The sequence below is a fragment of the Dietzia timorensis genome, assembly GCF_020742175.1.
GTDB lineage: Bacteria > Actinomycetota > Actinomycetes > Mycobacteriales > Mycobacteriaceae > Dietzia > Dietzia timorensis_A.
Map to the genome: position 1 here is coordinate 1 of NZ_DYXM01000248.1, position 9,919 is coordinate 9,919.

8 protein-coding genes, 1 other RNA gene and 1 pseudogene are annotated in these 9,919 nt (G+C 65.8%); 9 read left to right on the plus strand and 1 reads right to left on the minus strand.

Annotation, left to right across the window (positions count from 1 at the left end; all coding sequences use genetic code 11):
* From K8V11_RS13015 to K8V11_RS13050, 8 genes are all read left to right on the plus strand, one after another.
* The coding region (locus tag K8V11_RS13015) for a mechanosensitive ion channel family protein (RefSeq protein ID WP_369693082.1) at positions 1-834 on the plus strand (834 nt) is incomplete at its 5' end.
* A gap of 11 nt (positions 835-845) precedes the next feature.
* Positions 846-1,700, plus strand: a complete 855-nt coding sequence (locus K8V11_RS13020) for a hypothetical protein (RefSeq protein ID WP_303915097.1) — start codon at positions 846-848, stop codon at positions 1,698-1,700.
* Positions 1,701-1,795: 95 nt separating this feature from the next.
* Positions 1,796-2,308, plus strand: a complete 513-nt coding sequence (smpB, locus tag K8V11_RS13025) for an SsrA-binding protein SmpB (RefSeq protein ID WP_303915100.1) — start codon at positions 1,796-1,798, stop codon at positions 2,306-2,308.
* A complete protein-coding gene (locus K8V11_RS13030; protein WP_303915102.1) occupies positions 2,305-4,401 on the plus strand; it encodes a RecQ family ATP-dependent DNA helicase in 2,097 nt (698 codons plus the stop codon). Before smpB ends, K8V11_RS13030 begins: the two co-directional genes overlap by 4 nt.
* A 45-nt stretch (positions 4,402-4,446) precedes the next feature.
* The gene (locus tag K8V11_RS13035) at positions 4,447-5,493 is read left to right on the plus strand and encodes a zinc-binding dehydrogenase (protein ID WP_303915114.1); all 1,047 of its coding nucleotides are present in this window, start codon (positions 4,447-4,449) and stop codon (positions 5,491-5,493) included.
* A gap of 35 nt (positions 5,494-5,528) precedes the next feature.
* Positions 5,529-5,904: a transfer-messenger RNA gene (gene ssrA / locus K8V11_RS13040) on the plus strand.
* Positions 5,905-6,100: 196 nt separating this feature from the next.
* Positions 6,101-7,651: a serine/threonine-protein kinase gene (locus tag K8V11_RS13045; protein ID WP_303915105.1), complete on the plus strand. Its 1,551-nt coding sequence runs from the start codon at positions 6,101-6,103 to the stop codon at positions 7,649-7,651.
* Positions 7,652-7,685: 34 nt separating this feature from the next.
* On the plus strand, positions 7,686-8,384 hold the full coding sequence (locus K8V11_RS13050) for a hypothetical protein (RefSeq protein WP_303915108.1): 699 nt from the start codon (positions 7,686-7,688) through the stop codon (positions 8,382-8,384).
* A 26-nt stretch (positions 8,385-8,410) separates the two neighbouring features.
* Here K8V11_RS13050 and K8V11_RS13055 read toward each other — a convergent pair whose 3' ends face one another.
* The gene (locus tag K8V11_RS13055; protein WP_303915111.1) at positions 8,411-9,379 is read right to left on the minus strand and encodes an arsenic resistance protein; all 969 of its coding nucleotides are present in this window, start codon (positions 9,377-9,379) and stop codon (positions 8,411-8,413) included.
* Between the two features lie 319 nt (positions 9,380-9,698).
* Between K8V11_RS13055 and K8V11_RS13060 the strand changes: the two are divergent.
* Positions 9,699-9,919, plus strand: a pseudogene (locus K8V11_RS13060) (protein-disulfide isomerase); the annotation flags it as partial.

Sequence of the window (9,919 nt, forward strand, 5' to 3'; positions counted from 1 at the left end):
TTCGACTCGATGCTCTTCTGGCTCAGAAATCAGGGCCTGGAGATCGTCCTCATCGTCATGATCGCGATGATCGCCACGCGCATCATCAAGAAGGTCGCGAGGATGTGGACCGGCCGCATCGACAACCGGCACGCCGAGAGCGACAATCTCGTGCTGTCCGAGGATTCCAAGCACCTCCACGCGCTCGTGCAGGTCGTGTCCTACGTGGCGATCGCGCTGGTCTACGTGCTGGCGGTCGTCCAGATTCTGCTGCGCTTCGGCGTCAACCTCGTGGCTCTGGTCGCGCCCGCGACCATTCTCGGTGCGGCTATCGGTTTCGGCGCGCAGAAGATCGTGCAGGACTTCCTCGCGGGATTCTTCATCATCGCCGAGCGCCAGTACGGCTACGGCGACATGGTCACGATCGATGGCGGGACCACGGTGTCCGGCACGGTCGAGGACGTCACCTTGCGTGTGACCAAGCTGCGCACCATCGACGGCGAGGTCGTCACTGTGCCCAACGGCCAGATCGTGGGCACGACCAACCAGTCGCGCGACTGGGCGCGCTCGCTCATCGACGTGCCCGTCCCGGCGTCGACGGATATCGGCGAGGCCCAGGAGGCGTTGCAAGAGGTCTGCCACGAGATCGTCGACGACCGATATATCAAGGACTTCCTGCTCGACGAGCCGACCGTAATGGGTGTGGAGTCGATTAACCTCGACGAGACCGTTATCCGCATCCTTGTGCGAACCCTTCCGGGCAAGCAGTGGGAGGTCTCCCGCCGCATGCGTTCGGTCATCTCCCGCCGCATGCGCACGCTGTCCAAGGCCGGCGCCGGCGAGCAGAGCAGCTAGGAGGAATTACGGTGGCAGACGATAAAGACTTGAGCCGCAAGGGCACCGAACCCACCTCTGACGGCGGACGTACCGATCCTGCAGGCGACGGCGGCACTCGCGGCGACAGTGTCGACGAAACCCGGCCAATGCGGAAGATCACGGGAAACGAGAAACCCGAGGCCACAGCGGACGACACCGCCACCGCCGACACTCCTCCCGAGGTCGACGATGATCGGTGGGATCCAAAGGTCACCCACGAACCGAGCGAAAGCGGAGCAGGCGCGGGCCCCGGTCATGCCGGGCACGAGAGCGATGAGCACGAGGAGCTCGACTGGGGCGAGCGGTGGAAGATCACCCGCCAGTTCGTGAGCATGTCGCGCTCGTCGGCGGTCCTGATAATTTCGTTCCTCCTCGTTCTGCTGCTGTATTTATGGGTCAAGGAAGATCCGCTCGTGACGGTGCCCGCGAACGACCCCGCAGAGGCCTCGGACACCGCCGACCCGTCGGAGACGACCGAGCCGACGGGCGAGACCTCGGCGACGGAAACGTCGGAGGCCGAGCCGACAGACGCCCAAGACGCCAGCACCGCACCGACCGGCGCCGAGTCGGCCGACCCCACGCCCGGTAACCAGGGTGCGGGTGATTCCCAGGTGCCTACCCAGGGCAACACCGGACAGGGCGGCTCGCAGACCGGCGGCACGGGCGACTCCGGCGCAAATACCGGGGACGGTACCGGAACGGGCACCGACGGCACCGGCGACCAGACGGGCCAGGGCACCCAGGGCGACGCCTCCGGCCAGGGGGCAGAGGGTGGCACGGCGCAGGGCGCCGGCACCGGACAGTCCGACGGAACCGGCGACACCGGGGGAGCGAACGCCGCCTAGAATCGAACCTGGATTTCGTGCTTGGCATTCGCCGCCGGTAGTACTACGGTGGATCTTCTGCCCGCACGGGCCGAAGCAACCGAAGGGAGGGCGAAATGTCCAAGACCAAATCGAAGAAGAAGGGCGCGTCCTCGCTCGGAAGGGACGGCTCGATCGTCGCCTCGAACAAGAAGGCGCGACACGAGTACACGATCCTCGAGACCTTCGAGGCCGGAGTGGCGCTCGTGGGCACGGAGATCAAGAGCATGCGCGAGGGCAAGGCCTCTCTAGTCGACGCCTTCGCGACGATCGACGCGGGCGAGGTGTGGCTGCGTGGGCTCCACATCCCCGAGTATTCGCACGGCTCGTGGACGAACCACGCGCCCAAGCGCGCCCGCAAGCTTCTGCTACATCGCCGCGAGATCGACCAGCTCTTCGGCAAGACGCGCGACGGCAACGCCACTCTCGTGCCGCTGTCCCTCTACTTCAGTCAAGGCCGGGTCAAGGTGGAACTCGCCATCGCCCGCGGTAAGCAGATCCACGACAAGCGCGAGACCCTCCGCCGTCGCACCATGGAACGCGAGGCCGTGCGCGAAGTCGGCCGCCGCATCAAGGGCATCCCGGGATGACGGCGGACGGTCAGCTCCTCCAGGACGCCACCCGGCTCCTCGCGTCGCTGACCGGACGCCCGGATGCGCAGCTGCGCGACGGCCAGTTCGAGGCGATCGAGGCTCTCGTCGCCGAGCGCCGCCGCGTGCTGGTCGTCCAACGCACCGGCTGGGGAAAGTCCGCGGTGTACTTTCTTGCGGCGAAGCTCATGCGTGCCCAAGGGCGCGGTCCCTCGCTCATCGTCTCGCCGCTGCTCGCTCTCATGCGCGACCAGGTCGCCGCGGCCGCCCGCGCGGGGGTTACCGCGCGCACGCTCAACTCGGCCAACGCCACCGAATGGGACGAGGTCCACGCCGAGCTGCGGGAGGGTACGGTCGACGTTCTGCTCGTCTCGCCCGAGCGGCTGACCAACCCGAACTTCCGCGACACGATCCTGCCCGAGATCATCTCCGACACCGGGATGATCGTCGTCGACGAGGCGCACTGCATCTCCGACTGGGGCCACGACTTCCGGCCCGACTACCGGCGCATCAGCTCCATCATCCGCGAACTGCCCGCCGGCACGCCGGTGCTCGCGACGACAGCCACCGCGAACTCGCGGGTGGCCCGGGACGTCGCAGAGCAGCTCGGTGATGACACCCTGGTCGTGCGCGGTGAGCTCGCCCGCACCTCGCTGCGGCTCGGGGTGGCGCCGACGACGCGATCGGCGGCCTCGCGCATCGCGTGGCTCGCCGAGCACCTCGGCGACTTCAACGGGTCGGGCATCGTCTACACGCTTACCGTCGCCGCGGCCGAGGACACCACGTCCGCGCTGCGCGACGCGGGGTGGGACGTCGCCGCGTACACCGGAGGCACCGATCCCGACGAACGCGAACGCCTCGAGGGCAAGCTCAAGAACAACGAACTCAAGGCGCTCGTGGCGACGTCCGCCCTCGGCATGGGATTCGACAAGCCCGACCTGGGTTTCGTCATTCACGTCGGCGCTCCTTCGTCTCCGGTGTCGTATTATCAGCAGGTCGGGCGTGCGGGACGTGCGACGTCATCCGCGGATGTGCTGTTGCTGCCCGGCGCGGAGGACGCGGAGATCTGGGAGTACTTCGCGACCGCGTCGATGCCCTCGCAGGAGGACGCCGAGGCGGTACTGCGTGCGCTCGAGGCCGAGGGCACGCTGTCGGTGCCGGCGCTGGAAACGCGCGTCGGAGCGCGACGAAACCGGCTCGAACTGCTGCTCAAGACGCTCAGCGTCGACGGCGCGGTGAGGCGCGTGCGCGGCGGCTATGAATCGACCGGCGCCGGCTGGACATACGACGCGGAAAGATACGACGGGGTGCTCGCGGTGCGCCGCGCCGAAGCGCGTGCGATGGAGGACTACGAGGCCACCGGCGAGTGCCGCATGCGGTTCCTCACCGAGATGCTCGACGATCCGAACCCACGCGACTGCGGACGTTGCGACAACTGTAGTGGAGTGTGGTGGTCCGGCGAGGTGAGTGAGGATGCCGAGCGCACCGCCCGCCGCGCCCTCGCCGCAGTGGGACGAGTGATCGACCCGCGAGCCCAGTGGCCCACGGGCATGCCGAACCTCGGCGTCGAACTCAAGGGAAAGATCCCGCCGGGCGAGCGGGCAGAACCCGGACGGGCGATCGCACGCCTCACCGACCTCGGGCCTGGGCAGCGGCTGCGAGAGTTCCTTTCCCCATCCGCGGATGACGGCGACGTTCCCGAAGATATCGGGAAGCTGTGCATACAGGTGCTGGCCGAGTGGCCGTGGGCTCAGCGCCCCGACAGCGTCATCGCGGTGCCGAGCACCCGGCGGCCGCGGACGGTGCGCTCGCTCGCCGCGAAGCTTGCGGCGACCGGCAAGCTCGACGACCTCGGCGACATCACGCAGGTCCGCGAGCACGGCGGGCCCGACGTCAACAGCGCATTCCGGCTGCGCGACGTGCACGGAACGTTCATGCTGAGCCCGGAGCAGGCCGAGGCCGTCGCGGGCCGGACCGTGTTGCTCGTCGACGATGTCGTCGCAAGTCGTTGGACGCTGACGATGTGCGCCCGGGAGCTGCGGCTCGCAGGGGCGGAGGCCGTGCTGCCGTTCGCGCTGGCCATTCGGGGATAATCCGCGTGGAGGCCGCATACGAACTTGAAACGGGAGCGGGTGACGATGAAGATCTACGGATTCAACTCGTACGGAGGGCCGGAGGTCGAGGAGTTTCTCGACGTTCCGGAGCCGGTGTTGCGTCCGGGTACCGTGCTCATCGAAACCGTCGCCGTAGGCGTGAATCCGGCCGACATCAAGGTGCGTTCCGGTGCGCGGCAGGCGGGATTTCCCGTCGAATTCCCCATGGCGATGGGGCGAGAGGCCGCCGGGATCGTCGTCGATTCGTGGCGTTCTCCGAAGAGCGAGGAGTTTGCGGCTGCGCGCGTGCGGCCGGGACAGCCAATTCCACCGGCCTTTCCCGTGGGCGCGACAGTCTTCGGTTCGTGCGCCGAGGGGGTCGGCGCGTTGGGGGAGCGCACGCTGCTTGAAGAATCCAGTGTCGCGGGAGCGGTGTCGGGGTTGAGCCTCGAGCGCGCCGCGTGCATTCCCGTGGCCGTCGGCACCGCGTTCGACGCGGTGAGCGAGCTCGATATCGGTCACGGCGAGAATGTCGTCGTGCTCGGAGCAGGTGGCGGAGTGGGAATCCATGCGGCGCAATTCGCCGCGATGGCCGGAGCTTGCGTTTTCGGTGTAGCCAGCGAGGAGAAGAAGGACTTCGTCGAGCTACGCGGCGTTCGCCACGTACCGTCCGGGCCCGGTCTGGCCGAGCGCGTGAGCGAAGCGGTGCGCAATGTCAGTGGGCCTTCGCGCGTCGATGCTTTGATCGACTGCGTCGGCGGGGACGCGCTGCGCGAGCTCGCGGCGCTGGTGGAAAGATCGGCCGGCGGCAACGGTCGCAGCAGGCGGATCCGGAGCCTCGCAGACAAGGAGACTGTCGCCGAGGTGGGCGGATCCGGTGTGCGCAGGCGGCGCACGTCCGAGGTGTTCGGCGACATCGCCGAGCGCGCGCGGCGCCGGGATTTCGAGATTTCGTTGTCCGACGTCATCCCGTTTGGGAATGCGCACGACGCCATGCGCGTTGTCGAAGGTGGGCACGCACGCGGAAAGATCGTCGTGACGTTCCCGAAGGGCGAAACTCCATATCTTGCCGAAGGCTCTGACGTGGAGTAGAGTTCACTCTCCTGGCCACTTGTGGTCGGGCCTACGGGGCTGATGTGGTTTCGACTGTGTGAGTTGACGTAGGGGAAGCGTGCCGGTGCAGGCCAGAGACCACCGTTAAGCGTCATGGCAACCAATTAAGCGCCGATAACAATCAGCGCGACTTCGCACTCGCTGCCTAATCAGCGACTGCAAGTCTGTCAGCCCGGGGTCGCCCTCGCCCCGGTTCCTGGCATCAGCTAGAGGGATTACCGTTCGAGTTGGTCACGGGCTCGTTCGGGACATCTCACAGTGACTGGGATCGCCTTCGCCTACTAGTTCGCGGGTTGGCGAGATCCGAGTAACGGCAGTTAGCGAACTGCGCACGGAGAAGCCCTACCGATGCTGCACAGGACCGGGGTTCAATTCCCCGCAGCTCCACCGCAGTGAGAGACCCCCGGTTTTCGAGCCGGGGGTTTTCTCGTTTCCGAGGTGCCTGGAGGTCTGCCGGTGCGAATAGGCTGTTCGGTCGCTAATTCTCGCCTGACCACGAGCGAGAGCAGCTAACATTCTTCTCGACGCCCACTGACCGATTGAGCGCGTACGCGTTCGAGCACGACGTTCGAGGATCAACACATTTATGGAATCCACCGATCTTGCCGCCCACCTCTCGCAGCGGTTCGGGCTCACCGATCTTGTCGAGATCGGACACGGCGGGATGGGAGTCGTGTACAAGGCATTTGATCCGGCGCTGCGTAGGCACGTTGCGGTGAAGCAGCTGTCGGCAGGTGCCGTCGGAGCGGACACCGACGATTCGGGCGGACGCAATGCCGCTCTCGCACGCTTCAACTCCGAGATGCAGATGGTGGCGAACACGCGGCATTCGGCGATCGTGTCCATCCATTCCTCGGGCGTGACCGACGCCGGTTCGGTGTACTTCGTGATGGATTATGTTCCTGGGCAGACGCTGGCCGACGAAATTCGCCGCAGGCGGGAACGCGGCGAGCCGTTCACCGTCGCGGAGACAGTCGCGCTGCTGCGGCCCATCGCTTCTGCGCTCGACTATCTCCATCTTCGGGTCAAGCCGCCAATCGTTCACCGGGACGTGAAGCCCGGAAATATTCTCGTGCCCGAGGAGCGCTCGAGTTTCGAGGCCCGCAGCCTTCTCACGGACTTCGGGATCAGTCTCACGCCGGACGAAACACGTATGACGACCCTCGACATGATGATCGGCACAGAGGCGTACACGGCGCCAGAGCTGTACCCGGGCCGTTCGCACGGAGCCGATACGTCGCAGCATAATCAGCCGACGGCATCCAGCGATAACTACGCGCTGGCTCTCATCGCGTTCGAGATGCTCACCCTCAACACCCTCAAGGACACGATGTCGACAGGGGAGTGGCGAGGCGAAAGACCGATGCCGCGGTTGCGTGAACTCACCGTAGCGGCGAGCGAAAATGGCGTCCGCGACGAACTGTCAAGCGTTTTCTCAAAGGCGTTCGCGGAGGCGCCGGCGTATCGGCATCCGACGGCGAGCGCGTTTATCGACGCATTGGCGGGCGCCGATTCCGCCCAGGCCACGACGCGCACGCACGTGCCGCCATCGGGTGACCTTGCGACCAGGCAATACGTGCCGAACAGCGCACCCATGCCCATGCAGCCGAATTACGCGGCGCCACCTCCTCACTACTCTCAAAGGCCGATGCAGCGACAAAGTTCGGTCGGAACCGTCGTCGTCGCGTCGCTGGCTACACTGCTCGTGCTGCTGCTCGTGGCGGCAGCGGCGGCATGGTTCCTCGTCTTCCGGCCGTCTTGGTCCGATGCGGATGCGAAGATCGCGGACGCGTTCCCGGGCATCGTTTCCGACCGCGAAAACGGTTCCGGGTGGAAGGGGCTTACCTGCGGGTCGCGAGAACCGAGCGAGGGGCAGGATGCGCGGATCGTGTGCGCGAGCGAAAGCGCGTCGGTGGTGGTCGCGGACTACGGTAGCCGCGAGAACCGGGATTCGCGCGTGAGTTTGACGGATCCCGAAGGGCTCGGAAACGACGCGTGCACGATCGCCAGTGCCGAGATACCAGGCTCCGAGCGACCGACGTACGCGCTTCTGCCAGAGGGCAATCTCGACCAGTTTGCGCTGTTGATCAGCAGCGCGAACGCGAAATCCGATCGGCTGGAACTGCCCACATGCTGATCGCCGAGCTTTTTAGCCTCGACTGGAGGAGACGATGATCGTCCCGCGACCTTCCAATCACCCCAATGGCGCCCCCTTCGAAGGGTGGGACGAGCCGAGGCGATCACGCGGTCCGCTCATCGCCTCGATCGTTCTAGCCGTAGTCATCGTCATCGTTGTCGCCGCCGCAATCGTGTGGTTTGTGACAGACAAGCGAGATTCCGATTCTCTAGCTGATGATCCGAGCTTCGCCGTCACGACGAATGAAGAGGCCGCGTCGAACGAGCAGAACACGGGGGCGGCGGACGGGTCGACCACGATGACCGAGTCCGGAAACACGACTGTCACCGAGACCGTCGAACCCACGACGGCACCGAGTGGACCGATGGACGGCGAGGGTGCCGGCCGCTCGAACTACCCACTCATATCGGGAGTGCCGGCGTCTGCACAGGTCGTGCCCGAATGCGACGGGCGAGGCGTGCTCATCGTCCAGTCGGTCATGGGTAATAGCGGTGACGTCGCGGGCGAGATCAACGCCGCGCTGGCAAACAATCCCGGAGCCGTCGTTTACCCGCCCGGGGTGTGCCCGTCGATCCGTGGCGAGTCGGGAGGTGCTCAGATCTACGCGGTCGTGCAGGACTTTGGCGACAACTTTGACGCGCTCTGCTCGGCGGAGGCCACGGCCGGCGGCGACACGAACGCTCTCAATGCACGGCGGCTCGACCGCTCGACCAACTGGGAATCTCCCTGCTAATTCCGCACTGCCGGGATCGTTCTGGTTCAGGCGGTCTCGTGCTTCGCGGGGCTGCGGAGACGGACGATCTGCGCGAGGACAGCGAGGATCGGGAGCTCGACGAGAGGGCCGATTACGAGCGCCACCGCGATGAGCGGCCTTTCCGGGAATGCCGCAACGGCGATCGCCAGCGCGATGGGGGAGTTGCGGGCGGTGGTGGTCATCACCAGCGCTACGCGCTCCGGGCCGGGGGCGCGCAGCAGGCCCGCCGTCATACTTGCCAGTAGTGGTGCAAGCACGAAGAAGATCGCGAGCGGCGCGAGAAGTTTCCAGAACACCCCGGCATTGTCGGCGACCTCCTGCGCTTGCCAGGCGAGCATTCCGGCGACTGCGAGGAGAAGCAGCGGCATGACGGCGAACGCCGCCGCATCCGTGAGGCGCTGCGTGCCCCGGGCGGGGTCAGGTATGCGGCGGGCGAGGGCGCGCAGGACGACCGCCGCCGCAAGCGGCACGACCAGCACCAACAACACCGACTCGACAAGTGTGGTGAGTTCGATGGCGGCGGATTTCCCGCCGAGTAACAACACATACATCGGCAGCAACGCGAGCTGGAGCACGAGGTTGACTGGTAGCAGGGCGGCCGCGACGCCGGTGTGCCCGCGCGCCATCGAGGTGAAGACGAGATACCAGTCGGTGCATGGAGTGACGAGAAGGAGGAGTAGCCCGATGCGCAGGTCGGGTTGATCGGCGAGCAGCCACGACCCGAGCGCCCACGCCAGGAGCGGTGTGACCACGAAGTTGAGCACCAGCGAGGCCACCACGACGGGCTTGGCGTCCCGCACCTGCCCGACATAGGAAGGATCCATCTGCACGAACACTGCGGTGAGCATCGCCACGAGGCAGGGAAGAACGAGATACTCGCCGAAGTCTCCGACATAGGTGGCCAGGCCGACCGCGATGCCGGCCAGAGCGGCGAGCGCGACGAGAACTCCCTGCAGTCTCTCCGCCCACGACATCGCCTCGCTGCCCCTTTCGCGCTCGCTGTATTCAGGCTATACGGGCGCCAGCCTGGGGAGCGGCTGAGGGATGAGCGGCCGGAAACAAACATTTACTGAGTAACGGCTCTGAAGTTTCCCTTGAATGATGTCGGGAACTAGGCTCGTGAAAGCGAAATGCGTACTGTCGTTAGATGACAAGTCCACTACCAGGTGGATGTGAAAGCACAGCGCTTGCCACCCGGGCCGCGCCGAAGAAGGGTTTGAGGAATACGTGAACGCGAAGTCACAGAGCGCCACGAGTAAGGCGTTGAATGGATCGTCGTCCCGAGGCATGTGGATGACGCTGACGGCCATCGCCGGCATCATCGTGATCGCGGTCGTCGCCGTGGTCATCGCCGCGCAGAACGAAATCGGACCCTTCAAGCGGGAGGCCGTGTCCCTTAATTTCGCCGAAACCGCCGACCCGCAGATTTCCATCTCCGAAGACGGCGCCGTGACCGTAGGCGATCCCGAAGCTCCGAAAATCGACGTGTGGGAGGACTACATGTGTCCCGCCTG